Source organism: Methylomicrobium album BG8 (assembly GCF_000214275.2).
GTDB lineage: Bacteria > Pseudomonadota > Gammaproteobacteria > Methylococcales > Methylomonadaceae > Methylomicrobium > Methylomicrobium agile.
This window is the reverse complement of record NZ_CM001475.1, coordinates 1,291,570-1,316,943: the sequence shown is the minus strand read 5'-3', so window position 1 is coordinate 1,316,943 and position 25,374 is coordinate 1,291,570. Positions and strand designations below refer to the sequence as shown.

Annotated in this window: 22 protein-coding genes; 15 read left to right on the top strand and 7 right to left on the bottom strand. The window is 60.3% G+C overall.

Features of this window, described 5'->3' with window-relative positions; translation table 11 throughout:
• Window positions 1–168: 168 nt before the first annotated feature.
• The 3 genes from METAL_RS05765 to METAL_RS05755 are packed head-to-tail and all read left to right on the top strand — an operon-like array spanning window position 169 to window position 5,848.
• Complete coding sequence (locus tag METAL_RS05765) at window positions 169–1,548, top strand: TolC family protein (RefSeq protein WP_005370496.1); 1,380 nt, start codon at window positions 169–171, stop codon at window positions 1,546–1,548.
• Window positions 1,545–2,609, top strand: a complete 1,065-nt coding sequence (locus METAL_RS05760; protein WP_005370493.1) for an efflux RND transporter periplasmic adaptor subunit — start codon at window positions 1,545–1,547, stop codon at window positions 2,607–2,609. The genes METAL_RS05765 and METAL_RS05760 overlap by 4 nt, the downstream gene beginning before the upstream one ends.
• Window positions 2,606–5,848, top strand: coding sequence for an efflux RND transporter permease subunit (locus METAL_RS05755; protein ID WP_005370492.1), 3,243 nt, complete (start codon window positions 2,606–2,608; stop codon window positions 5,846–5,848). Before METAL_RS05760 ends, METAL_RS05755 begins: the two co-directional genes overlap by 4 nt.
• 88 nt (window positions 5,849–5,936) lie before the next feature.
• Here the strand turns inward: METAL_RS05755 and METAL_RS05750 are convergent, their stop codons facing one another.
• From METAL_RS05750 to hypF, 5 genes are all read right to left on the bottom strand, one after another.
• Window positions 5,937–6,557: a hypothetical protein gene (locus METAL_RS05750; RefSeq protein ID WP_005370490.1), complete on the bottom strand. Its 621-nt coding sequence runs from the start codon at window positions 6,555–6,557 to the stop codon at window positions 5,937–5,939.
• A gap of 97 nt (window positions 6,558–6,654) precedes the next feature.
• The gene (hypE, locus tag METAL_RS05745; protein WP_005370488.1) at window positions 6,655–7,701 is read right to left on the bottom strand and encodes a hydrogenase expression/formation protein HypE; all 1,047 of its coding nucleotides are present in this window, start codon (window positions 7,699–7,701) and stop codon (window positions 6,655–6,657) included.
• Window positions 7,694–8,788 carry a hydrogenase formation protein HypD gene (hypD, locus tag METAL_RS05740; protein WP_005370486.1) on the bottom strand — a complete coding sequence of 365 codons (1,095 nt, stop codon included), beginning with the start codon at window positions 8,786–8,788 and terminating at the stop codon, window positions 7,694–7,696. The genes hypE and hypD overlap by 8 nt, the downstream gene beginning before the upstream one ends.
• The gene (locus METAL_RS05735; protein WP_005370485.1) at window positions 8,785–9,030 is read right to left on the bottom strand and encodes a HypC/HybG/HupF family hydrogenase formation chaperone; all 246 of its coding nucleotides are present in this window, start codon (window positions 9,028–9,030) and stop codon (window positions 8,785–8,787) included. The genes hypD and METAL_RS05735 overlap by 4 nt, the downstream gene beginning before the upstream one ends.
• Before the next feature lie 6 nt (window positions 9,031–9,036).
• Window positions 9,037–11,325, bottom strand: a complete 2,289-nt coding sequence (gene hypF / locus METAL_RS05730) for a carbamoyltransferase HypF (RefSeq protein WP_005370483.1) — start codon at window positions 11,323–11,325, stop codon at window positions 9,037–9,039.
• A 67-nt stretch (window positions 11,326–11,392) separates the two neighbouring features.
• Here hypF and METAL_RS05725 point away from each other — a divergent pair, with 67 nt between their 5' ends.
• From METAL_RS05725 to hypB, 7 genes are all read left to right on the top strand, one after another.
• Window positions 11,393–13,171, top strand: coding sequence for an NAD(P)H-dependent oxidoreductase subunit E (locus tag METAL_RS05725; RefSeq protein WP_005370481.1), 1,779 nt, complete (start codon window positions 11,393–11,395; stop codon window positions 13,169–13,171).
• 1 nt (window position 13,172) lies between these two features.
• Complete coding sequence (locus METAL_RS05720) at window positions 13,173–13,892, top strand: 2Fe-2S iron-sulfur cluster-binding protein (RefSeq protein WP_005370479.1); 720 nt, start codon at window positions 13,173–13,175, stop codon at window positions 13,890–13,892.
• Complete coding sequence (locus METAL_RS05715; protein ID WP_005370478.1) at window positions 13,882–14,424, top strand: NADH-quinone oxidoreductase subunit B family protein; 543 nt, start codon at window positions 13,882–13,884, stop codon at window positions 14,422–14,424. Before METAL_RS05720 ends, METAL_RS05715 begins: the two co-directional genes overlap by 11 nt.
• Window positions 14,425–14,541: 117 nt before the next feature.
• Window positions 14,542–14,724, top strand: coding sequence for a hypothetical protein (locus METAL_RS21465; protein ID WP_005370477.1), 183 nt, complete (start codon window positions 14,542–14,544; stop codon window positions 14,722–14,724).
• A 207-nt stretch (window positions 14,725–14,931) separates the two neighbouring features.
• The gene (locus METAL_RS05705; RefSeq protein ID WP_005370476.1) at window positions 14,932–16,434 is read left to right on the top strand and encodes a Ni/Fe hydrogenase subunit alpha; all 1,503 of its coding nucleotides are present in this window, start codon (window positions 14,932–14,934) and stop codon (window positions 16,432–16,434) included.
• Window positions 16,427–16,936 (top strand): hydrogenase maturation protease, encoded by a 510-nt coding sequence (locus METAL_RS05700; RefSeq protein ID WP_005370475.1) that lies wholly within the window; start codon window positions 16,427–16,429, stop codon window positions 16,934–16,936. The genes METAL_RS05705 and METAL_RS05700 overlap by 8 nt, the downstream gene beginning before the upstream one ends.
• Before the next feature lie 18 nt (window positions 16,937–16,954).
• Complete coding sequence (gene hypB, locus METAL_RS05695; RefSeq protein ID WP_005370474.1) at window positions 16,955–17,734, top strand: hydrogenase nickel incorporation protein HypB; 780 nt, start codon at window positions 16,955–16,957, stop codon at window positions 17,732–17,734.
• A gap of 160 nt (window positions 17,735–17,894) precedes the next feature.
• Here hypB and METAL_RS05690 read toward each other — a convergent pair whose 3' ends face one another.
• Together METAL_RS05690 and METAL_RS05685 are read right to left on the bottom strand one after the other, a co-directional pair.
• A complete protein-coding gene (locus METAL_RS05690; RefSeq protein WP_005370473.1) occupies window positions 17,895–18,500 on the bottom strand; it encodes a TetR/AcrR family transcriptional regulator in 606 nt (201 codons plus the stop codon).
• A gap of 1 nt (window position 18,501) precedes the next feature.
• Window positions 18,502–19,416, bottom strand: coding sequence for a LysR family transcriptional regulator (locus tag METAL_RS05685; RefSeq protein ID WP_005370472.1), 915 nt, complete (start codon window positions 19,414–19,416; stop codon window positions 18,502–18,504).
• Between the two features lie 194 nt (window positions 19,417–19,610).
• On the opposite strand from METAL_RS05685, the gene METAL_RS05680 reads away from it, so the two are divergent.
• The 5 genes from METAL_RS05680 (at window position 19,611) to METAL_RS20520 (ending at window position 25,258) form a co-directional block, all read left to right on the top strand.
• Window positions 19,611–20,195 (top strand): beta-class carbonic anhydrase, encoded by a 585-nt coding sequence (locus METAL_RS05680; protein WP_005370471.1) that lies wholly within the window; start codon window positions 19,611–19,613, stop codon window positions 20,193–20,195.
• Between the two features lie 129 nt (window positions 20,196–20,324).
• Complete coding sequence (locus METAL_RS05675; protein ID WP_005370466.1) at window positions 20,325–20,852, top strand: NUDIX hydrolase; 528 nt, start codon at window positions 20,325–20,327, stop codon at window positions 20,850–20,852.
• 505 nt (window positions 20,853–21,357) lie between these two features.
• The gene (locus METAL_RS05670; protein WP_051040330.1) at window positions 21,358–22,164 is read left to right on the top strand and encodes a hypothetical protein; all 807 of its coding nucleotides are present in this window, start codon (window positions 21,358–21,360) and stop codon (window positions 22,162–22,164) included.
• On the top strand, window positions 22,161–23,729 hold the full coding sequence (locus METAL_RS05665; protein ID WP_005370449.1) for a DUF935 domain-containing protein: 1,569 nt from the start codon (window positions 22,161–22,163) through the stop codon (window positions 23,727–23,729). The genes METAL_RS05670 and METAL_RS05665 overlap by 4 nt, the downstream gene beginning before the upstream one ends.
• Window positions 23,729–25,258 (top strand): phage minor head protein, encoded by a 1,530-nt coding sequence (locus METAL_RS20520; RefSeq protein ID WP_005370445.1) that lies wholly within the window; start codon window positions 23,729–23,731, stop codon window positions 25,256–25,258. Before METAL_RS05665 ends, METAL_RS20520 begins: the two co-directional genes overlap by 1 nt.
• Window positions 25,259–25,374 lie beyond the last annotated feature (116 nt).

The following is a 25,374-nucleotide window of genomic DNA, read 5'->3' as shown; positions in this document are numbered from 1 at the left end:
GCACATCCTTCAAAATCGCTCCGCAGCCTGCATTTAATATTTAAATAACAAAAATTTACAAAGGACAATCGATCCGTTTTCGAAAAATAGGCCGCCCATCCCTTTACCGTAAGGCTTAGGGCCATTATGCTGTAGCTTTTTGCATCGATCACCTGCGACTAAAGATCCATGCCGCCACCCCATTCCAAGCTTGCCTGTTTTCTGCTGCCGCTCGCGCTTTGCGTCGTTCCGGCGGCGGCAGCCCCGAATCCGGCGGCGGAATCCGATCCCGCCCTGCCGTCAGGCTCGGCTCCCCTTCTGACCCTGGAACGCGCGGTGACTCTGGCAATCGAACGCAACCCCGACCTTCAGATCGCCAATGAACGGATCGCCCAGGCCGAAGCCGCCATCGGCGAAAGCCTCGCCGCCTTCTATCCGCAAATCAGGGCCCGCCTGAGCTACCGTTACAGCGACAACCCGGCGGAGGCATTCGGAATGATCGTCGCACAGCGCCGTTTTTCTTTCGGCCAGAATATCAATCAACCGAACGGGGTGACCGATTTCCGCCCCGAAGTCCAGGCAACCTGGTCTTTGTACCGGGGCGGCCGCGATTATCACCAAAGCCTGGCCGCTGGCCTCGGCAAGGAAATCTCCGAACTGGAGCTTTCGGCGGTCAGCAACAATCTGATCCACGGCGTGACCGACGGCTTTTATACCCTGTTAGTCGCCAAAGAAAATCAGGCGATCGCGCAGCGCGCGGCCCTGGCGGTACAAAGCGAGCTGGCTGACACCCGCAAACGCCATGCCGCCGGCTCGGCTCTGAAAGCGGACGTGCTCTCGCTCGAAGCCCGTCTGGCCGAAGCCCGCGAGGCGGACATCCACGCGCGGAATGCGGTCGAAATGGCGCGCACGGTGCTCAGAACTCTGCTCGATTTCCCCGACAGCAGCCCGATCGAACCCCGCATCGATCGGGAACGCCCCTTGCCGCGTTTGCCGGCGGCCTTTGACGACTTGCGGACCGAGGCGCTCGCCAACCGCCCGGAAATGCTGATCGCCCAGAGACAGATCGAAACCCGGCAGCACGAGATCAAAATCGCCCGGGGCGAACATCTGCCGCGCCTCGACGCCTTCGTCAATTACGGGCTGAACGAACGTTCGCCCGAGTTTTCTTCGGCACACGACAACGTGACGTCCGGTGTCGCGGTCGAGATGGATTTGTTTGCCGGCCTCGGCACCGCAGCGCGGGTCCGCAAAGCCGAAAGGCGGTTGGCCGAAGCGAAGGCGCAACGCCGTAAAATCGAGCTGCAGATCGGCCGGGAAGCCAAAAATGCCTCCCTGGAATTGCAGGAAGCGCTGCAGCGCGCCGAAGTCGCCGGGACGGCGGTCGCGGCAGCCGAAGAAGCGTTCCGCCTGGTTACCGTGCAGCATCGTGCCGGGGCCGCGACGGTGACGCGCTTCCTCGAAAGCGAAGTCGCGCGCGACCGGGCGCAAACGCAACGGATGACCGCGCATTATGACGCGCTGCGCGCCGAGGCGGCTCTGCAGCGCGCGCTCGGAGCCCGGCGATGACGCAGCCGCTGCCGAAAAAATGGCTGTTCCCGGCCGCCGCGCTGATCGCATTGCTTCTGTTGATTTTATGGATGCTTGGGCTGCTCGGAGGAAACAAGACCGAACCCGGCCTAACGCCGCTACCCACCCAAGCGATGCTCCCGCAGGAAACCGCGCGCGCGATCCGGCAAACACTCCGGGAGACTCAGGCCTGGCCGGGCGCGGTCAAAGCCCTCATCGAAGCGCGGATAGCGCCGAAAATCAGCGCCCGCATCCTGGAAGTCGCCTTCCGCGAAGGCGACCGGGTCGAACGGGGCGCCGTCCTCGCCCGGCTCGACGCGGAACAGTCCCGGGCGCAGGAACGCGAAGCTTCGGCGCATGCCGCCGCCGCGAAAGCCGAAGCGGCGCGTACGGAGGCGGACCTGAAACGGACGCGGGAACTGTTCGAACAGGAAGCCGCGACCCGCGAAGCCTTTGAACACGCCGCAGCGGCCGCACGCAAGGCATCGGCCGGCGCCCGGGCCGCCGAACAGAACTTGCGCGAAGCCACGCTGCAACGCAGCGAAACCGTATTAACCGCGCCTTTTGGCGGCGTGATCGCCCGGCGCCTGCATGAACCGGGCGACATGGGACTCGCCGGCGAGCCGATCGTCGTACTGCACGACCCTTCGGCGTTGCGTCTGGAAGCCTCGGTCACGGCCGCCTGCGCAGGCCAGATCAACGTCGGCGATCCGGCCACGGTGCGCATCGATGCGTTGAAAGCTTCGCTCGATGCGAAGATCGGCGAAATCGTGCCGGCCGCCGACCCGCTGACCGGCACGGTCCTGATCAAGGCCGACCTGCCCCAAACGAAAGGCCTGCAGCCGGGCCTGTTCGGCTGGCTCGAACAGGCCTGCGGCAGCGAACATACCGCCCTGCTGATTCCCGCGGCGGCGCTGCGCCGGATCGGCCAGGTCGAGGCCGTGACCGTACTGGAAGGCGACAGGCTGAGCACCCGGCAGGTGCGCTCCGGCTTCGCGCGCGGAGAATTCGTCGAAATTCTCTCCGGCCTGGACGAGGGCGAAACCGTGGTCGTTCGATGACGCACGAACCCCAACGCGGCCTGAGCGCCGCGATCGTCCGCATCTTTACCGTTTCGCACCTGTCGCCGATACTGCTGATCGCGGCGCTGATCGCCGGCGTCGCCGCGCTGCAACTGACCCCGCGCGAGGAAGATCCGCAGATCGTGGTGCCGGTAATGGACGTGATGGTCGACTATCCGGGCGCTTCCGCCGAAGAAGTCGAAAAACTGGCCGCGACGCCGCTCGAAGCGATGCTGAAGCAGATCAAAGGCGTCGAGCATGTGTTTTCGGCATCCCAGCCGGGCCGGGCGGTCGTCACGGTCGGCTATTACGTCGGCGAGAACCCCGAAGACAGCCTGGTCAAGACCTGGAGCAAGGTGATGTCGAACCAGGACCTGCTGCCGCCGGGCGTGCGCGGCTGGAACATCAAGCCGGTCGATATCGACGACGTGCCGATGCTGATGCTGACCTTGTCTTCATCGACCGGGCAAACCGATGCGCTGGGACTCCGCCGGATCGCCGACGAGCTGCTGGCCAGCCTGCGCGGCGCCGACGACATCGCGAAAACCGAAGTGGTCGGCGGCGCGCGCCGGCAGGTGTCGATTTATCCCGATACGGCGAAAATGACCGGCTACGGCATCGCGCTGCAGGACATCATCGACGCGCTCCGGGGCGCCAACGTCCATCTGCGCACAGGGCGCTTCCAGAACGGCAACCGCGAAACGGTACTGGAAGCCGGTACTTATTTCGACTCGGCCGATGCCCTGGCCGCCACCGTGGTCAAAGCCCCCGGCGGCCGCCCCGTTTACCTGCGCGACATCGGCCGCGTGACCGACGGCGAGGAAGAGCGCGAACATTACACCCGAATCGGTTTCGGCCCGGCAGTCTCGAAAATGCGGACGGTCGGCCGGGCCGAAGGCCCCAAGGCAAAGCCCGGCGACGAACGCGAAATGGTCACGATCGCGCTGGCCAAGCGCAAGGGCAGCAATGCGGTAAAGGTTTCGCAAGATATCCTGGCCAAGGTCGAAGCGCAGCGCGGCCTATTGATTCCTGCCGACGTCGAAATCACGGTCAGCCGCGATTACGGGGCGACCGCCGACCACAAGGTCAACGAACTGGTCAAACATCTGGGCCTTGCGATCGCGATCATTCTGGTGCTGCTCGCGCTGGCGCTCGGGCCGAAGGAGTCGTTTATCGTCTGCATCGCGGTGCCGGTCACGTTCGCGGTCACGCTGCTGGCCGACCTGGTGTTCGGCTATACCATCAACCGGGTCACGCTGTTCGCGCTGATCCTGTCGCTGGGCCTCCTGGTCGACGATCCGATCGTCGACGTCGAAAACATCTTCCGCCATTTCAAACTGAAAAAAGAGCCTCCGCTGGAGGCGCTGCTGTCGGCGGTCGACGAAGTGCGTCCGCCGACGATCGTCGCGACACTGGCGGTAATGCTCGCGTTCATCCCGATGTTCTTCATCACAGGAATGATCGGCCCTTATCTCGCCCCGCTCGCGTTCAACATTCCGGTCGCGATGCTAGTCTCGCTGCTGGTTGCGTTCACGATCACGCCCTGGGCGAGCTACCTGCTGCTGAAAAGCGAATACGGCAAGGACGAAGCCGCGTTCGACCTGAAAATGTCGAACGGCTACCGGCTTTACCGCCGCGTGCTGACGCCCTTGATCGCCTCGCCGGCGCGCAGCCGAATGTTTCTGATCGCGGTCGGCATCGCCTTTCTGCTGTCTTCCCTGCTCGCGGTCACCCGCGCGGTGCCGCTAAAACTGCTGCCGTTCGACAACAAGAACGAATTGCAGATCGTGGCCGACATGCCGGCCGGCAGTACGCTCGAAAAGACCGATGCGGCGATGCGCGCCCTGGGCCGGTATCTGGCGACGGTGAACGAAGTGACCGATTACGAAAGCTATGTCGGCCTCGCCTCCCCGATCGATTTCAACGGGATGATCCGGCACTATTACCTGCGTTCGGGCAGCCGAAAGGGCGATATTCGGATCAACCTCCTGCCGAAGGACGAGCGCGTCCAGCAATCGCACCAGATCGCGATGCGTATCCGCGCCGACGTCGAACGGATCGGTCGGCAGTACGGCGCGAAACTGAAGATCGTCGAATTGCCGCCCGGCCCGCCGGTGCTGTCGACGCTGGTCGCCGAAGTTTACGGCCCGGCCGATGCCGGCTACGGCCGGCTGATCGAAACGGCCGAGGGGATCAAACAGCGCTTCGCGGATGTCAGCGGCGTCGTCGATATCGACGATCTGTCCGAAGCGCCCGACCCGGCCTGGTCGTTTCGGATCGACAAAACCAAAGCCGCCCTGCTCGGCGTCAGTCCGGCGGCAATCGTGCAAACGCTGGACGTGGCGTTGGCGGGCGGCGAGGCCGGCATGCTGCATGCGCCCGGCGAACGGCTGCCGCTCGAAATCCGGCTGCGCCTGCCGCGCGCGGAACGCTCGTCGCTACCGGAGCTGTTGAATACTAAAGTCAGAAGCAGCGGGGACGCCCTGATTGCGCTGAGCGAACTCGGCACGCTCGTTCCCGAATCCGGCGAGCCGGTCATCCATCACAAGGACCTCGAACGCGTCGCCTACGTGATCGGCGACAGCGCCGGGCGCAGCCCGGTCGAGGCGATCATCGACCTGTACGCGTACTTCGCCGACCATCCGCTGCCGAAAGGCTACCGCGCCGAACTGAGCGGCGAAGGCGAATGGAAAATTACCGCCGCGATCTTCCGCGACCTCGGCATTTCGTTCAGCGCCTCGCTGATCATGATCTATGTGCTGCTGGTCGTACAGACGGGGTCGCTCAGTCTGCCCGCGATCATGATGATCGCGATCCCGCTGACCATCATCGGCATCATGCCCGGCTTCTGGCTGCTGAATCTGCTGTTCGCCGAAAATATCGCAGGTTTCGCCGACTCGATCTATTTCACCGCGACCGCGATGGTCGGCATGATCGCGCTGGCCGGGATCGTGGTCCGGAACGGGATCATCCTGATCGATTTCATCGAACGGACGCGGGCGCGCTCAGATATGGCCAATCTCGAAGAAGCCCTGATCGAAGCGGGCGCGACCCGGATGCGGCCGATTTTTCTGACCGCCGGGGCCGCCATGTTCGGCTCGGTGGTGATCATCCTGGACCCGATCTTCTCCGGGCTGGCCTGGAGCTTCATTTTTGGAATCTTCGCTTCGACCGGCTTTTCGCTGGTGGTGATTCCGGTGGTGTATTACCTGATTTACCGGGATAACCCCGAGGCGTGATCCCAGGCACAAAAAAGGCCGCTTACAAAACGAGCGGCCTTTGCCATGTGCCAAGACCGAAGCCGGCCCCGTAAGGCAGGCGAGAATCTTACTGGACGGCCGGTACGCCTTTGTACGAACGCCCCAGATTTTTGAACTGGAAGGTACAGGCATTGGCGCCGCCGAATCCGGCCGCCGCGGCGTCGACTTTGAATCCGATGCCTTCCGCCACTTTAATACTCTTGCCTTTGCGGTTGATCGTTCCGGACACTTTCAACTTGGTGATTTTGAAGCCCGCCGAACCGTCGATGCCGGCCTGCGAAAAATCATAATTTGCCGGTACCCCCGCCAAAGCGAACGCCAATGCCGCCATCGGCGAGTCGTACCAGTTATCGAATTCCAGCTCCAGTTTCGAGCCGCTCTGCTCCCAATGGCCGCTGATTTGCTTTATCGAAAAAAATTCGTCCGTCCAGCTGAAAGTGCCTTCGTTGTCGCCGGGCATGTCGCCGTCATCGAAGCTGATTTTCGCCGACAAGACCTTCGGTCCGGCGATCGGCGCGGAAACCGCACGGCCAACCTGGCATTTCGCGTTCACCCGGCCTTTGAACTTGCCGGTCAGCGTCCAGGTCGTGCCGACGACAGAGGGAACGGGAGCGGCCGCCTGAACCAGCGGCGCGCCGAGGAAACAGACCAATCCGGTCAACAAACCCAATTTCTTTTTGAATGGCATAGCCAATAATCTCCTTGCGGTGGTAAAAATCACGAAAAAGTTTAGCGGAAATTTTTATCGCGGTGCTGAAAACCGCCCGATTGGAACGCGGCGGCGATCAGCAGATTCTGGGCAACTGTTCTCCGCTGAAGAGATCCAGCACCCGGCCGACGCCGATCGGCGTTTGCAGGATGACCCGGCCCTGGGAACAGGCGGACTTGACCCGGCCGATCGCGAGGGACTGTTGCCCCAAGGGATGCCGGCGCAAGACGGCCAGCGCCGCTTCGGTTTGCGATTCCGGAACGAACAGCGCGAAACAGCCTTCATTGGCGATATACAAGGGATCGAAGCCCAGGATGTCGCAGGCGGCGCGCACATCCTCCCGCACCGGCAAGGCGCTTTCACCAAGCTCGAACTCATAACGGCTTGCGGACGCCAGTTCGATCAGCGCCGAGGCTAGCCCGCCGCGCGTCAGATCGCGCAGGCAGTGGATTTCGATGCCGTTTTGCAGCAGTTCCTGCACGAGGCCCGACAGATCCGCGCAGTCGCTTTCGATCCGGTGCTCGAAATTCATCCCTTCCCGCTCCAGCATCACCGCGATCCCGTGCCGGGCCAGATCGCTATTCACGATAATGCTGTCGCCGGACCGGATCGCGGAGGGATTGACGTTTACCTGTTCGCCGATGAGCCCGATCCCGGCGGTATTGATGTACAGCCCGTCGCCCTTGCCGCGGTCGACCGTTTTGGTGTCGCCGGTCACGATCAGCACGCCCGCCTCGGACGCGGCCTGCTGCATCGACTCCAATATCCGCTGCAGATCGGCGGCCGGCAGCCCTTCCTCAATGATCAGCGAGCAGGTCAGGTACAACGGTTTCGCGCCGCTCATCGCAAGATCGTTCAGCGTACCGCAGACGGCCAGCTTGCCGATGTCGCCGCCGGGGAAAAACAGCGGCTTGACGACATACGAGTCGGTCGTGAACGCCAGCCGGGTCCCGTTGATCTCGACGACCGCACTGTCGTGGTTTTGATCCAAGACCGGATTGCGGAACACAGGCCGCACGAGCGTGTCGAGCAACTGCTGCATCAGCCGGCCGCCGCCCCCGTGCGCCATCACGATCCGGTCGTATTGTAGCGGAAGCGGGCAGTTCGGTTCGAAATCAGCCATGTTGCAGGCGGCGGTAGCGGTAATAGGCGGCGCAGGCGCCTTCGGACGAGACCATCGTGGCGCCGAGCGGTTTTTCCGGGGTGCAACGGACGCCGAATTCGGAGCACTCGGACGGCTTCAGCAGACCTTTCAACACGTCGCCGCTCCGGCAGGCGACGGGCTCCTGCGTCGCAATCGCATCGACCGAGAAGCGCCGTTCGGCGTTGAAGTCGCGGTAATCGTCGTTCAATGCCAGGCCGCCGTGCTTGATCGTCCCGAGCCCCCGCCAGTTTCGGTCGACCACCTCGAACACCTGCCGCAGCAACTGCTGCGCAGCCGGATTCCCATGCTCGCGCACCACGCGGCGGTAAGCGTTCTCGACTTCGAACCGGCCTTCTTCAAGTTGCTTGATGCAAGCATAGAGCCCATGCAGAACGTCGACCGGCTCGAAACCGGTAATCACGATCGGGACCCGGTAACGCTCGGCAAGCGGCACGTATTCGCCGCAGCCCATGATCGTGCAGACATGCCCCGCCCCCAGAAAGCCCTGTACCCGATTGTCGGGAGAATCCAACAGCGCTTCGATCACCGGCGGCACCCGCACATGGCAGGCCAGCAGCGAAAAGTTGTTCAGTTGCGACTGTTTCGCTTGATAAGCGGCGAGCCCGATCGTCGGCGCGGTCGTTTCGAAACCGACGCCGAAGAAGACGACTTCTTGGTTCGGATGCTTGCGGGCGATTTCGAGCGCATCGGTCGGCGAGTATACGATTCGCACATCGGCGCCCTCCGCCTTCAGGCCGAGCAGGTCCTGCCGCGATCCCGGCACGCGCAGCATGTCGCCGAACGAGCACAGAATCACATTCGGCAAGGCGGCGATCGCCAGCGCCTTGTCGATGTATTCGAGCGGCGTGACGCACACCGGACAGCCCGGCCCGTGGATCAGGTTCACGCCTTCCGGCAACAGTTGGTCTATGCCGTATTTGATGATGCTGTGGGTCTGGCCGCCGCAGACTTCCATGATGTTCCAGGGCCGGGTCGTAATGGCGGCAATCGCCGCGCTCAACCGTTTCGCCGCGGCAGGGTCGCGGAAGGCCTTCTGCAAACTCATTGCTTGTCCTGAAATTCGGCCAGTTCGTGGAATGCCTGCAGGCTGGCCTCCGCTTCGCCGGGACCGAGCAGCGACAGCGCAAAACCGGCATGCACGATCACATAGTCGCCGATTTGCGCCTCCGGCACATAAGCCAGGCTGATTTCCTTCACAATGCCCGAAAAATCGACACGCCCCTTGCGCAGCAAGGGATCGTTGTCATCGGAAATACGGGTGATTCGGCCGGGAACGGCAAGGCACATATTCAGTTATCCGAGGTATTTGACGGCATACAACTGGCCGAGGGACAGGCCGCCGTCGTTCGGCGGTATTTTTTCATGACAATAGACCCGAAAGCCAGCGGTTTTTAATTTTCCGGCCGCCTGCTCGACGAGCAGCGCGTTCTGGAAACAGCCGCCGCTCAAGGCAACGGCCGGCTCGCCGGCACGTTCGGCGATCGCCGCGATCATCGCCGCCAATGTGTTGTGGAATTTTCGCGCGATCAGGCCGTGATTGCCGGTCGGAATATCCGTCAGCAACTGTTCGATCATCGGTTGCCAGTCGATCACGCAAGTCCCTTCGCCGGCGATCCGGAAATCGTAAACAAGATCCGATTCGACCGCCGCCGCGCATTGTTCCAGCGCGATCGCGGCCTGTCCCTCGAACCGATTGACCTGGCAAAGTCCGAGCAGGCTGGCGGCCGCATCGAACAGGCGCCCGGCGCTGGTGGTAAGCGGGCAGTTGATCCCTTTCTTCAGCGCCGATGCGAGCAGGTTCGATTCCGCTGCCGAGAAATGCGGCGCCATGCGCTCGAAAGCCCTTTCGGGTTCGAGCGCGTAAAGCAGCCCCAGGGCCGCGCGGCGAGGCTCCCGGATCGCCTTTTCTCCGCCCGGCAGCGAAAACGCGCGCAGGTGCGCGAAGCGTTCGAAGCCCCGGCCGTGTATCCGCAAAAATTCGCCGCCCCAAAGCGTGTTGTCGCTGCCGAGCCCGTTGCCGTCGAAGACCACTCCGAGCAGTGGCGGCTCCAGCCCGTGCTCGGCCATGCAGGCCAGCACGTGCGCATAGTGATGCTGAACCTTGACCGTTTGAACGGGCTTTTCAGCGCGTTGCGCCTCGCGTTCCGCGATCCGGCTGGCGCCATAGTCCTCGTGCAGATCGTGCGCGATCAGTTTCGGCCCGCGTTGATAAAACTGCCGAAGATCGGCCAATGTCGCTTCGCATTGCCGTACGGAAACATCGCAATCGAGATCGCCGATATGCGGGCTGACGATCATCTGCAGGTCATGGCCGAGCGCGACCGTATTTTTCAAATGGCCGCCGACCGCAAGCGCATTCGGCAGAATCGTCTTCGATAAAATGGGCTGCGGCACGTAGCCGCGGGCGCGCCGCAGCAGCGTCAGCCGGCCATTGATTACGCGCGCCACCGAATCGTCCAGCGGCCTGAGGATCGGACGGTCGTGGAGCAAAAAACAGTCGGCAATATCGGCCAATCGCTCCAGCGCCTGCGCGTTATCGATACAGATCGGCTCGCCGTGCCGGTTGCCGCTGGTCGCGACGACCGGCGCGCCGAAGCCGCGCAGCAACAGATGATGCAACGGCGCATAGGCCAGCATCACGCCGAGCATCGTGTTGTCCGGCGCCACCGCCTCGGTGACGGCGGCATTTGGCCGGCGCTTGAGCAAGATGATCGGCGCGGCAGGCGAAGCCAGCGCCTGCCTTTCAAGACCGCTCAGAAAGCAAAGCGCTTCGGCGTCTTCAATCCCCGGCACCATCAGGGCGAACGGTTTGGCCGGCCGGTGCTTGCGAATGCGCAAACGTTCGACGGCCACCGGAGCGGCCGCATCGGCCCAAAGCTGGAAGCCGCCGATCCCTTTCACCGCGATGATGCTCCCTTCCCGCAAATGCCCGCAGGCGGCTTCCAGTACCCGATCGCCGTCTGCCAGCCGATTGCCTGCCCGATCGTGCAGGCTCAATACGGGGCCGCACTGCGCGCAGGCGATCGTCTGAGCGTGAAAGCGCCGGTTTCCGGGATCACGATAATCCCGAGCGCAGTCTTGGCACAGCGCAAATCCGGCCATCGCGGTGCGCTCGCGATCGTAAGGCAGGCTCCCGATGATGCTGTAGCGCGGCCCGCAGCGGCTGCAACTGGTGAACGGGTAGCGGTAGAAACGGCCTGCGGGATCGAATAGATCCTGCAGGCAGTCGCCGCAAATCGCCAGGTCGGGCAGCACGAAAGCCGCGCTTTGCCCTTCGGCTTCGCTGCTTCGGATCTCGAAGCGGCTGAAATTTTCCAAAGGCCGTCTGTCTACGGATAGCGAGAAAATAGTGGCGGGCGGCGGCGGGTTATTGAGCCCGTCGAGAAACTGCCGCTGCAATTCCGGCGCGCCTTCGATCGCTATCGTCAGTCCCGAGCCGGTGTTTGCGACCCATCCGCTCTGGCGGCACCGCTCCGCCAGCTGAAAGACGAACGGCCGCATCCCGACGCCCTGGATCGTTCCCTCGACCTGAATCCGAAGCTGTTCGCGAATAGTGAAATCCCGTAAAAGATTTAATGGCATTGAAGCCTGAGTGGACTTATTATAATGCCGACCGACACGCCCCGAACATTCAAATCCGGTAACACGCATGCGACCATTCATTCAGGATCTGGCGGCAAAACATCATTTCCAGCCGACGCGTTTACTCGAAATGCTGCGCGAGATTCAGGCCCGCGATCATCATGTTTCGAATGAAGCGGTCGAACTGCTGGCCGAAGCGTTACGGATTCCCCGCACCCGGCTCATCGACGCGATCGAATTCTACAGCTTCTTTTCTTCCACTCCGAAGGGCCGCTACGAACTGCGGATCAGCGATTCGATCACCGACAAAATGCTCGGCAAAGACGCCCTGATCGATTATCTGTCCGAAAAATTGCGCGTGCCGGTCGGCGGCGTGCGTAGCGACGGCCTGGTCAGCCTCGACAATACGTCCTGCACCGGGATGTGCGACCAAGGCCCGGCGGGCCTGGTCAACGGCCATGCGCTGACGCGGCTGGACCGCGCCCGAATCGACCGGATCGCCGGGCTGATCGAGCGGCAAGTTCCGCTTGCCGAATGGCCTTCCGAATTTTTCCATGCCGAAGACAATATCCGCAAACCCGGCCTGCTGCTCGGCCAGCCGATCGCCCAGGGCGAAGGATTGAAGGCGGCCTATGCGCGAGGATTAAACCAAACGCTCGCCGAAATCGACGCTTCGGGGCTGCGCGGCCGCGGCGGCGCGGGTTTCAAAACCGCGGCCAAATGGCGCTTCTGCGCCGAAGAAGCGGAAAGCGAACGCTACGTGGTCTGCAACGCGGACGAAGGCGAACCCGGAACGTTCAAGGACCGGGTGCTGCTGAATGCGTTCGCGGATCAGGTGTTCGAAGGGATGACCCTGTGCGCCGCGATCGTCGGCGCCCAACACGGCTTTTTGTATTTGCGCGGCGAATATCTGCACTTGTACGACAAACTGCAGACGATCCTAGCCCACCGCCGCGAAGCCGGCCTGCTCGGGCGCGGCATTCTCGGCCGGAACTTCGATTTCGACATCGAAATCCGGCTCGGCGCCGGCGCCTATATTTGCGGTGAGGAATCGGCATTGATCGAATCGCTGGAAGGCAAAAGCGGCATTCCGCGCAACCGCCCGCCGTATCCGGTCACGCACGGCTATCTGGACAAACCGACCGTCGTGAACAACGTCGAATCGTTCTTCGCGGCCGCGGCGATTGCGGTGCACGGCGGCGGCTGGTTTGCGGCGCACGGCACCGGGAAATCGAAAGGCACCAAAATTCTCAGCGTCAGCGGCGACTGCGCCCGGCCCGGCATTTACGAATACCCGTTCGGAACGCCGGTCCGGACCATTCTGGACGACTGCGGCGCCGAAGACGTCCTGGGCGCACAGATCGGCGGGCCGTCGGGTACCTTCGTTTCGAACCGGGAATTCGACCGCCTGCTCGCGTTCGAAGACCTGGCCACCGGCGGTTCGTTCATCGTGTTCGACAACCGCCGGAACATTCTCGACATCGCGCGTAACTTCACCCATTTCTTCGCGCACGAAAGCTGCGGCTTCTGCACGCCCTGCCGGGTCGGCACCTCGCTGCTCCGGAAACAGCTCGACAAGATCTACGACGGGCACGGCTCGGCCGGCGACGTTGCGGTGCTCGATGAAATCTGCCGGCTGGTCAAGACCTACAGCCACTGCGGCCTCGGCCAGACCGCCGCGAATCCGGTGCTGACGACCCTGGCGCGCTATCCCGAAACCTACGAAAGCCGGTTGAAGAAAATCAGCTACGAGCCCGGCTTCGACCTGGACGCCGAGCTCGAAACCGCGCGCCGCCTCGCGAACCGGAGCGATGCGGCGGCGCATTTATCGCAGACCGGGGAATGACATGAGCAAGACTTTTACGCTCGACGGCCAACCGATTCCTTTTCGGGACGGCCAGACGATCATTGACGCCGCGCTTGATGCCGGCGTCTATATTCCGCATCTGTGCCACCACCCGGACTATACGCCGCACGGCAGCTGCAAATTGTGTTCGGTGATCGTGAACGGGCGGGTCTGCTCCGCCTGCACGTTTCCGGCGGCCGAAGGACAAGAGGTGCTGAGCCATACCGACGAATTGAACGAGGATCGCAGGCGTATCACGCAAATGCTGTTCGTCGAGGGCAACCACCTCTGTCCCGGCTGCGAAAAAAGCGGCGACTGTAAGCTGCAGGCGGTCGGCTATTATCTCGGCATGCACGACAACCATTTCGTGCATTTCTTCTCGCCGCGCAAACTGGACGCCTCGCATCCGGATGTGCTGCTCGACCTGAACCGCTGCATTTTCTGCACGCTGTGCGTGCGCGCCTCGCGCGAAAAGGACGGCAAGGACGTATTCGCGATCAGCGGCCGGGGAATCAACAAGCACTTGATCGCCAACTCCGCCAGCGGGCTGTTGAAAGATACCGACCTCGAAGCGAGCGATCGGGCCGCGCACATCTGCCCGACCGGCGCGATCCTGATCAAACGCACCGGCTACACGACGCCGATCGGCGCGCGCGACTACGATCATCAGACGATCGCCGAAGTCAGCCTTGAACGGGAGCGGGAAACGCATGACGGATAAAAAACTGAAGATTGCGACCGTCTCGCTGGCCGGCTGCTTCGGCTGCCACATGTCGTTTCTGGACATCGACGAGCGGATTATGGAACTGGCCGAGGTCGCCGAATTCGACCGCTCGCCTTTGACCGACATCGAACACTGCGGCGACTGCGACATCGGCCTGATCGAAGGCGGCGTCTGCAACTCGGAAAACGTGCATACCTTGCGCGAGTTCCGCCGGCACTGCAAAATCCTGGTTGCGGTCGGCGCCTGCGCGATCAACGGCGGCCTGCCGGCCTACCGGAATTACATCCCGCTCGAAGAATGCCTCGGTGAATCCTATCTGGACGGGATCGGGGTCGAAAACCCGCAGATACCGAGCGATCCGGAACTGCCGCTGCTGCTGAACAAGGTGCGTCCGATTCATGAAATCGTCAAGATCGATTATTCCCTACCCGGCTGCCCGCCGTCCGCGGACGTGTTCTGGAAATTCCTGACCGATTTGCTGGCGGGACGGGAGCCGGTGTTGCCGTATGAATTGATCCATTATGATTGATGCGTAGGTTGGGTTAGCGATAGCGTAACCCAACATTGCCGTCTTCGATCTTGTTGGGTTACGGCTACCGCCTAACCCAACCTACGAACTAAATAAAATTTTGAATTGAGAAAAATCATGAAAACCAAAGAATTAATAGCAGAGGCTGTTTCCTTGCCCGTAGAAGAGCGGGCATTGGTGGTAGACCGTTTGCTCAGCAGTTTGAATACCCCAGAATCAAGTTTTGACTGGAAATTTCTGACCGATTTGCTGGCGGGACGGGAGCCGGTGTTGCCGTATGAGTTGATCCATTATGATTGATGCGTAGGTTGGGTTAGCGATAGCGTAACCCAACATTGCCGTCTTCGATTTTGTTGGGTTACGGCTATCGCCTAACCCAACCTACGAACTAAATAAAATTTTGAATTGAGTGCGTAGGTTGGGTTAGCGATAGCGTAACCCAACATTGCCGTCTTCGATCTTGTTGGGTTGCGGCTACCGCCTAACCCAACCTACAAAAGGCAGAGTATGTACGAACATCTGGAAACCGCCGACAATCCCGAAAACCTGAGACGCGTCGCGATCGATCCGGTCTCGCGCGTCGAAGGCCACGGCAAGGTCACGCTGCTCCTGGACGAGCACAACCGGGTCAAGCAGGCCCGGCTGCATATCGTCGAGTTCCGCGGCTTCGAACGCTTCATTCAGGGCCGGCCTTACTGGGAACTGCCGGTGATCGTGCAGCGCCTGTGCGGGATCTGCCCGGTCAGTCATCAGTTGGCTGCCGGTAAGGCAATCGACCAGTTGGTCGGGATCGATCCGGACAAACTGCCGCCGAGCGCGGACAAGCTCCGGCGGCTTCTGCACTTCGGGCAGGTACTACAATCACACGCGCTGCATTTTTTCCATCTGGCCAGCCCCGACCTGCTGTTCGGTTTCGAAAGTGAGATCGGCAAGCGCAACGTGATCGGCGTGTTGAGCGATTATCCCGACATCGGCCTGAAAGGGGTCAAGCTGCGCAAGTACGGGCAGGAAGTGATCCGGGTCATCTGCGGCAAGCGCATCCACGGCACCGGCGCGATCGCGGGCGGGATGAACAAGGCGCTGACCTTGGAAGAACGCGACTATCTGCTGGAAGACATCGACGCCATCATCGCCTGGTCCGAAGAAGCGGTCGACGTGATCAAAAAAGTGCACTGCTCGCACCTGCCCTATTACGACGAATTTGCGACGATACGCAGCAATTATCTGGGCCTGGTCCGGCCGGACGGCGCGCTGGAGCTTTACCACGGCGGCCTCCGGGTCAAAAACGGCGAAGGCGAAACCGTGCTCGATCATGTGGATTATTGCCGCTACAACGAAGTGATTCATGAGGAAGTCCGTTCCTGGAGCTACATGAAATTCCCTTATCTGCTGGCGCTGGGCAAACAGAACGGCTGGTACCGGGTCGGGCCGCTGGCGCGGGTCAATAATTGCGACTTCATCGATACTCCGCTTGCGGAAGCCGCGCGCGTCGAATTCAAGGCGCACGGCGGCGAATCGATGGTGCACAGCACGCTCGCGTTCCATTGGGCGCGGATGATCGAGGTGCTGCACTGCGCCGAGAGCATCAAGCATTTGCTGCACGACCCCGAGATCCTGGGCCGCGATCTGGTCGCGCGCGGTGAAAAGCGCTTCGAGGGCATCGGCGTGATCGAAGCGCCGCGCGGCACGCTGTTCCACCATTACCGGATCGACGAGAACGACATCGTGACCAAGGCCAATCTGATCGTCTCGACCACCAGCAACAACACCGCGATGAACGAATCGGTCCGGCAGGTCGCGGCGACCTATCTGTCCGGCCGCGAACTGACCGAGCCGCTGCTGAACAACCTGGAAGTCGCGATCCGCGCTTACGATCCCTGCCTGTCCTGCGCGACGCACGCGGTCGGCAAAATGCCGCTGCAGGTCGAATTGATCGATGCCGAAGGCCACATTGCCGATCGTATAGTCAAACATGGCGACGGTTCGCTCGAACGCGCGGACGATGCCTAAACCCGTCCTGGTCTTCGGCTACGGCAATCCCAGCCGCGGCGACGATGCGCTCGGTCCGTTACTGGTCGAATATGTGCAAGACCACTGCGACACGGACGGCATCGACGTCCTAATCGATTTTCAACTGCAAATTGAACATGCGCTGGATCTGGAACACCGGGAGCTCATACTGTTCGCCGACGCATCGGTCGCGTGCGAAGCGCCTTTCGAATTGAACGAACTGGAACCGGCTCTGGAGATCGGTTACACGACCCATGCGCTGCATCCGGCCTCGGTGATGGCGGTTTTTCAATCGATTAGGAAACAGCCTCCGCCGCCTTGTTTTTTGCTGGCGGTCAAAGGCGAAGCGTTCGAACTGGGCGAAAGTTTGAGCGCAAGCGCCGAACGGCACTTGCGGCAAGCCGAATCGTTCATCGAAGTGCTGCTGCAAAATCCGCGGCCTGCCGCCTGGCGCAGCAAAAAATTCAAGAGTCGACCGTTATTTGATAAGATTCGAACGTAATCAACTTCGGAAAATATCATGTGCGGAATTTGCGGCTGCGGCTCTCCCCATCCACATCCTGAGCCCCAAAAACATCGCTTCGTCCTGAACCGGAATCTTGATGCCGGGCATGATCATGAGCATTCGGCGGCGCGGCTGTTAAAAATCGAGCAGGACCTGCTCGGCAAGAATAACGCCTACGCAGAGCAAAACCGGACTTACTTCGAGCGGCGCCATATTTTCGTGCTGAATCTGGTCTCAAGCCCCGGTTCCGGCAAGACGACGCTGCTGGTCGAGACGATCAAGGCGCTGAAGGACCGGATTCCGATCGCAGTCATCGAAGGCGACCAGCAGACCGAACACGACGCCGAACGGATTCGCGCCGCCGGCGTGCCGGCCGTGCAGATCAACACCGGCCGCGCCTGCCATCTGGACGCGCAGGGGATCGGCCATGCGGTCGAGAAGCTGGGTCTCAGGAGTCACAGCCTGCTGGCGATCGAGAACGTCGGCAACCTGGTCTGTCCCTCCTCTTTCGATCTCGGCGAGGCGCACAAGGTCGTCGTGCTGTCGGTCACCGAAGGCGACGACAAGCCGCTCAAATACCCGGACATGTTCCACGCCGCCGACCTGATGCTGATCAACAAGACCGATCTGCTGCCTTACGTCGATTTCGACGTCGAGCGCTGCATCGGATTTGCACGGCAGGTCAATCCCGATATCGGGGTCATCCGCCTTTCGGCCGCGAAAGGCGAAAACTTTTCGGTCTGGCTCGATTGGCTGTCGAGCGGAATGGCCGGCATGAAGGCCAAGCGCTTGTAGGGCGGATTCGCCGTCAGGCAATCCGCCTCGCTTTGAAGGGGATTGGCGTTTTGCTATCGCGAAAACGCCCTACAGCTCTTAGAAACATACCCGCCTGCCCGACTTTCAAAACCTGACGGGTCTTGAATATTTCATTTAAGGATTATCTCCGGCGCAATTCTTACGGCACCGCCCGATTCCGCCAACTGCCGAGAAAATGCCGAACCAGCAGCTTCACGCCGGCTTCCATGTCGTCCGCGCCGGCGGCTGCGAACTTGCCCGTCAGCGACAGCATGCAGATGCCGTGGATCCCGCCCCACAAAGCGCGCGCCGCCTGCTTGACCTCCGCATCCGAACGATCCTCCGCGAACCGCTTGAATTCCGCTTCGAAGCGGGAAAACGCACGGTCGATCTTTTCGCCATACCAGTCCGGAAACACCTCCCCTGCCGGCTGGCGATGTTCGAAAATCAGGTTCCAGCAGTTGAAATGCCGGCTGGCGAAATTCAGATAAATCCCGGCAATCGCTTCGATCGCTTCCGCCGGACCGTTGGACGGCAGGCTATCGAACTGTTCGATCAATGCATCGAGCGTGCGCGCGTTCAAATGCAGCACCAGGTCGTTCATGTTCTCGAACACCATGTAGATGCTGCCGACCGTGTAGCCGATCTCGAAAGCGACATTGCGCATCGTCAGCGCCTTGCTGCCTTCTTCCGCGACCAGGGTTTCGGCCGCCTGGAGCACCATCGCCTTGATCTCCGGGAGCGTGTGTTGGCTTCGTCTTGCCATTTCAAACCCGCCTTACCTGACCGGACAAACTGTTTTCGGAAAAATACCCGACCAGAAAATCGACGAACGTCGTCAGCTTGGCAGGCAAAAACCGCCGGTGTAAATAAATCGCATAAATCGCCAGAGATGGAATCCGGAACTCCTGCAATACCTCGACCAGTTTGTCCTGCGCCAGATAATTCGCGACCGAAAACTCCGGCGCCTGGGTAATGCCCATCCCCAGCGCCGCCGCCTGGCACAAGGCTCGGCCGTTGTTCGAGGCGAAATGCCACTGGGTTTTAATCTTGGTCTCCTGCTCGCCGGTCCGGAAAATCCAGTAATCCCGGTGCGGCGTATCCATGTAATGCAGGCAGCGGTGTTCGCTGAGTTCTTCTATCCGTTCCGGTTTGCCGTGGGTCGCGATATACTCGGGCGAAGCATAAACGCACAGCCGCGTCTCGGCGATCTTGCGGGCCACCACGCCGAGATCCAGCGTATCGGTCACCAGAATCGACAGGTCGAAGCTGCCTTCGCTCAGATTCACCCGGCTGTTGTGCAGGGTCATCAAAATTTTCACGTCCGGATATTCGCGCTGGTAAGCCTCGATCGCCGGCACCATGAACAGTCCGCCGAAGTCGATCGGGACGCTGATTTTCAATACGCCGCGCACTTTCCGGCCGAGCTGCGAGGTCGATTCGTCCAGTTCCCGAAAATCGTCCAACAACTGCTTGCTGCGGTGATAGTAAATTTCTCCGGCCTCGGTCAGGCTGATCTGCCGCGTCGTCCGGTTCAGCAGGGCGACCCCGAGCGATTCTTCGAGCTGCGCGACGTATTTGCTGATCATCATCGCGGACAAGTTCATTTCGCGCGCGACCGCCGCAAAAGTGCCGAGTTCGACGATCCGGCAGAATACCTGCATGTTATTCAATTTATCCATCACCTTACTATAAACGATAAGTTTATATTTTATAAATTTATAACACTATTTAAAGCCTGGGTTTAGTCGGGTATATTACACCCCGGAGATAGTTGAAAGCCGCTTGGCCCTGTGCATCGAAAGAGACAAGACCAAGCGGTTTTTTTATATCGGCCATTTTTTCCGATCCCCAATAATAACGATAAGAGGCACTCATGAGCAAAATTCTGAACGAAGTCCTGGCCGCCAACCGGGAATACGTCGATAATTTCGGCGATAAAGGCGACTTGCCCATGCCGCCGGGCAGGCACTTTGCGATTCTGACCTGTATGGATGCCCGCCTCGATCCGGCCAAATACGCAGGATTGGCCGAGGGCGACGCGCATGTGATCCGGAATGCCGGCGGCCGCGCCAGCGACGACGCGATCCGTTCCCTGGTCATTTCCTACAAACTGCTCGGCACCCGCGAATGGTTCGTGATTCACCACACCAATTGCGGCATGGAACTGTTCAACGACGAAATCATGCGCGACTTGCTGGCCAACAGCCTGAAGACCGCCTCGCTGAACGAGCAAGGCTTGTGGTACGACACCGGGGAAGGTCCCGGCTCGCACGAAGCGAAACACATCAGTTGGCTGACGATCAAGGATCAAGAGCAAAGCGTGCACGAAGATGTCGTCCGGATCAGAACCCATCCGCTGGTGCCGCGCGACATTCCGGTTTACGGCTATATCTACGACTGCAAGACCGGCCGTCTGATCGAGGTGCCTTCCGCGACCGAAGCCGGCAAAGCCGCTTAAAGCCCAAACCTTACGCTCCGCCCGCCGCAAGTCGGGCGGAAGATTGTCCCTCTTCTTTTTTCCTTTTCTCGCCCCGTCGCCTCGGCTCAAGATGCAGCGAAAATCAATCCGGATAAATTCGATCGAGTCATGAAGCCACTCCCCCATCAGGAATTACTGGCGGTTGTCGACGAAAACGACAGCGTGATCGGCACCAGTCCGCGCCATCTCGTTCATACCTCGCTAATGAGGCACCGCGCAGTGCACATTCTGGTATTCGACGATTCCGGACGCCTGTTCCTGCAGAAACGCTCGATGCTGAAGGATCTGAATCCGGGACTTTGGGATACCTCGGCCGCCGGCCATGTCGACGCGGGTGAAGATTACAACAGCTGCGCGGTGCGGGAACTGCGCGAAGAGCTCGGCGTGGAACATCGCGGCCCCTTAACGCCGGTTTTCAAAATGCCGCCGACGGCCGAAAACGGCATGGAATTCGTCCAGGTTTACCGCGTCACGCACAACGGACCGTTCGCGCTTGCCGCCGACGAGATCGACGAAGGCGGCTGGTTTGCGCCCGATGAAGTCGATGCCCGCGTAAAGGCCGACGATCAGAATCTGACGCCGACCTTCAAAATGCTCTGGCGGCAATGGCTTTGGGATTCTTTCACAGTCTCGTAGCGTAATCGGACGCATGTCATTCATCGCCATCCACCACGCCACCTAACGTCGGGTAACGATGAGGCTATTGCCCGTACCCGGGCTCCGCTTTGAAGGCTACGGGCGTTTTGCTGTCGCGAAAACGCCCTATAGCAGGTAGCCTCAATGAAACGTTAGCGGAATCGAGGATAAACGAAGCCACATACGGTTTTGTGGGAGCGACGCCTTCGCCGCGACTTTCGAATAAAGTCCGATCGCTTTGAATGAGCGATAAATCGTATCTTTTGGCAAGTATCGATGCCGTAGGCGAGTCCATAAAAAGTTGTAAGGCACATTTGATTGCCTCACAAAAACAACGCCGTCATAGTCCGCATAATCAAACCAGCCCACGTAGGGCGGATGCCGACAGGCGATCCGCCGCCATGCCGGGCGATCCACTCTCCCTAGGCGGAACCCGGCAGAGCCGGTTCCGCCTTACGGATTCCGCCTTACGGGTTATCCGGATCAGGCCGACGCTAACGAGGAATTGCTGTGTATTGCAAAGAAAGGCAGCGGCGCGTATTTCACCCGCCTGCTGATCGAGCAATGCCAAATCAAGGGCGTGCCGGTGATCCGCTGGAGCAAGCCGGCCGAATGGGTGACCTGCGAAACGCGGATCGAGGAAGCCAAGCAATGGATCAAGGACGTACTGCAGCCGGTGCTGGACAACATGACCGACGATTCGACCGCCTACGGCCAGGACTTTGGGCGCGACGGCGACCTGTCGAACATCTGGCTGATGCAAAAACGCGATCCGACCCGCTGGAGAATGGCGGTGATGATCGATCTGCGCTGCATTCCGTTCGATGTGCAGGCGTTGATCCGCGATCACATTTTGCAACACGTCCCCAAATTGCACCATGCCTCGTTCGATGCGCGCGGCAACGGCCAGAGCCATGCCGAAGGTGCACTGCAGCAGCTCGGTGCGAAGCGGGTCAGTTGCATTAAGGCGACGGTGCAGTTCTATGATGAGTGGTTCCCCAAATATAAGCAGACGTACGAGGATCGCTCGTTCCTGGTCGCCGATTGCGAGGACATCATCACCGATCACCGGCGCGTGGTGCTGGTGCGCGGCCGGCCGACGATGGACGAGGGCCGCGACAAGGGTGAGGACGGCCTGCCGCGACACGGGGATAGCGCGATCGGCGGCTTGATGGCGTATCACGCCACTTGCCAGCCGGTGGCGGAAATAGAATTCGAATCCACCGGCATCCGCCGCGTGTTGGCCGAAGTTGTAATCGACGAAGATGATGACCGGATTACCGGACTGAACGATTTTAGCGGGTATGTATGACCTATAAAGTGCACAACGGCGTGTGGATCCCGGCCGGTTTTGCCGAAGAACGCCCGGCCAAGCCGATTTTCGAAGAGGTGGCCACCACCGCAGACGGCCGCGACATTACGCGCGGCTTCGTGGACGGCCTGCAATTGTTGCCGCCGACCGACAGCATTCAGCAACTGCGCGGCGTGGACCTGCGCGTCTATGACGAGGTACGCCGCGACGATCAAGTTGCGACCGTGCTGCAGCAGCGCAAGCTGGCCTTGTCGAGCAAGGAATGGACGATCGAAGCCGGCGGTACCAAGCGCGCCGATAAAGCCGCGGCGGATTTCGTTAGGGAGCAGTTGAACCATATCCCGTTCGACCGGCTGACCGAGAAGATGCTGAGCGGCCTGTTCTGGGGGTATGCGGTGGCCGAGTGTTTGTGGGCGCGCGACGGCCAGTTTATCGCGCTGGCCAACGTCAAGGTCAAAAAGCAACGCCGCTTCGGCTTTGCGCCGGACGGATCGCTGCGGCTATTGACCGCGAAAGCGCCGCAAGGCGAGGATCTGCCGGCGCGCAAATTCTGGGCCTATGCGACCGGCGCCGACGACGATGACGATCCTTATGGGCTGGGCCTGGCGCATTGGCTGTATTGGCCGACGTTTTTCAAGCGCAACGGCATCAAGTTTTGGCTCATTTTTCTGGAAAAGTTCGGCATGCCGACCGCGGTCGGCAAATACCCGACATCGGCCAGCCCCGAGGAAAAAAACAAGTTGCTGCAGGCGCTGCGCGCGATCCAGATGGACAGCGGCATCCGCATCCCGGACACGATGCAGGTCGAGCTGCTCGAAGCGGCGCGTTCTGGCTCGGCCGATTACACAGCTCTGTACGATCGCATGAACGCGGCGATCAGCAAGGTCGTGCTCGGCCACAGCGGCTCTTCGGATTCGACGCCGGGCCGCCTGGGTGGTGAGGATATGGCCTCGGAAGTGCGCGAGGACCTGATCAAGGCCGATGCGGATCTGATCTGCTCGTCGCTCAACTTGTCGGTCGTGCGGTGGTTGACCGACTGGAATTTTCCAAACGCGGCACCGCCGCGGGTGTGGCGCGAAGTGGCAGCGCCGGAGGATATGAAGGCGCGGGCCGAGCGCGACAAAGTGATATTTGATATGGGCTACAAACCCACGTTGAAGTACGTTACTGACACGTATGACGGCGAATTCGAGGCGAAACCCGCCGCTAACCCGAACACCCCCGAGAGAGAGCCAGCATTAGCAACGCTGGCAACTCTGGACACCAGTCTGCCCGCCCGGCCGGATAACGCCGGGCGGAAGGCTGAGTTTGCTGACCCTCCCGAGGCATTGGCGCCGCCAGAGCTAATGGTCGACCGATTGGCTAAAGATACGGCCAAGCCCGGCCGCGTCTGGATGGCTAAGATCGTCGCGATGGGCGATACCGCCGACAGCCTGGAGCAGCTGCGCGACCAGCTGCTGAACGCTTACGGCGACCTGCCGAGCGAGGATATGGCCAATGTAATGGCATTGGCCTTTGCTGCGGCGGATTTAGCAGGGCGGTTTGATGTTGAGCAAGGCGACTGATGCCGTTTAACATCCATCCCGACAAAATCGGCTTCAATCCGCGCGGTGATGGGCCGTTCCAGTTGCCATTTCCGGAGCAAATCGCTTTTTTCCGGCAAAAGCTGAATCTGCCGACCGAGCATTACGACGATATCCTCAAGAGCGCGCACGACCGGGCCTTTATGGTCGCCGGCGCGGCGAAGGCGGATCTGCTGGACGACTTGCGCAAGGCGGTCGATCGGGCAATTGCCGAGGGTAAGTCGATCGGCTGGTTTCGCCAGGAGTTCAACAAGATTGTTGCGCGTCACGGCTGGACCGGCTGGACGGGCGAAGGGTCTGCAGCCGGGCGCGACTGGCGCACGCGGGTGATTTACCGCACTAATCTATCGGCCAGTTACGCTGCCGGCCGCTACGCACAGTTGACCAGTCCGTCGATGTTGAAGCACCGGCCATATTGGAAGTATATCCACAATGACACAGTGCAGCACCCACGGGAGCTGCATTTGAGCTGGAACGGACTGGTGTTGCGGCATGACGATCCGTGGTGGCAGACACATTTTCCGCCCAATGGCTGGGGCTGCCGCTGCCGAGTGACGGCGGTGCGCGCGGATCAATATAAGGGGGACAAGGCGCCAAACAACGGCACCTATACTTATATAGATAGGTGGGGTGAGCAGCATACGATACCGCAAGGCATCGATTATGGCTGGGATTATGCGCCGGGGGCGAGTCTGACTCTGAAGGATCAGGTCGAGAGAAAGGCAAAGGATCTGCCGAAACCGCTTGCCAAAGCGCTGGAAAGTGATGTAAAACAGGCCGCGGCGAAGGTTTTTGAGCCGCAAAAAACTGCTAAGGCGGCGGCTCAATGGGCGGTCGACAACGATTTGGTCGATTTTGCCGATTATGGAAAGGTCCATCCGGCAGTCGCAAATGCGATGAATCAGGCGTTGTTCGATCATCTGCAGGAATTTCCAGAGCTGCGCCGCAACCAAAAGTTTGTCGGCACCGGACAGCAGCAGTTCAAGCGCTGGCGAGATTTGGAGATTAGCGCCTATGTAAATAAGTTGAAGGATGGAGGCGTAAGCGAGTATGTCGCTAGACGCCACGCCGAGCGTGTGATTAAGCCGCTCAAAGTCAAAGGGAATGTCTGGATGCATTCATGGAGCCAACCGCGGGTTTCCGGCATTGCCGTGAATGAGAAATGGGGCAAGGATTTAGCTGCATTTAATGAGTCATTGGTCCGTAATGTCAAATCCTTATTCCACCCAATTGGTTGCGATACCGTCAAGAGCATTGTCGATCATGAACTGGCACACCAATTGGATGATCTGCTGGGCCTGGATCAAATGGATGCGGTCAAGCATTTGTACCACGAAGCATTGTCCGCAGAAATAACGCGGCAGGTTTCCGGCTATGCCGGGTCAAATATTAAAGAGTTTATCGCTGAATGTTGGGCCGAGGCCCAGAATAATGAAAAACCAAGAAGATTCGCAAGTGAAGTTGCAAAAATCATCAGAGCCGAATACCGTCGTCGATTTGCCTCCGCCTGATATCGACTACGGCATCATCACCTCGGGCCTTTGCCCGACCCCTGAAGACCAGGCGTTTTTCGATAAAGACGTCGCAGGTCAACCTCCGTCTGCAGACTAATTTTTTATTTTCACTC